This is a genomic window from Xenorhabdus entomophaga (genome assembly GCF_037996725.1).
GTDB lineage: Bacteria > Pseudomonadota > Gammaproteobacteria > Enterobacterales > Enterobacteriaceae > Xenorhabdus > Xenorhabdus khoisanae.
This window is the reverse complement of sequence record NZ_JBBMXH010000525.1, coordinates 1-223: the sequence shown is the minus strand read 5'-3', so window position 1 is coordinate 223 and position 223 is coordinate 1. Positions and strand designations below refer to the sequence as shown.

General features: G+C 40.8%; 1 pseudogene. It reads right to left on the bottom strand.

Annotated features, from left to right (window positions below):
* A pseudogene (locus tag AAC854_RS23920) lies at nucleotides 1–223 on the bottom strand (Crl family RNA polymerase assembly factor); the annotation flags it as partial.

Genomic DNA, 223 nt, shown 5'->3' with positions numbered 1-223 from the left:
AGGTCGCCTCAAGATGCTCCAAATCAGCTTTTTTCTTGATACTCATGGCACGCCATTCACCATTTTTATCAAATAAGCCTATCTGATAGTTATAAATAAAACCTTGCTCCTATGCCTCTAATTCCAACCACCATCCCCAGAATTCGCGTATTTCTGGCGCCGCTTTTGCACTGACACAAACTGCCAGACAGTCAAAGAAAAAATAACCGTTTTGGCATTTTAA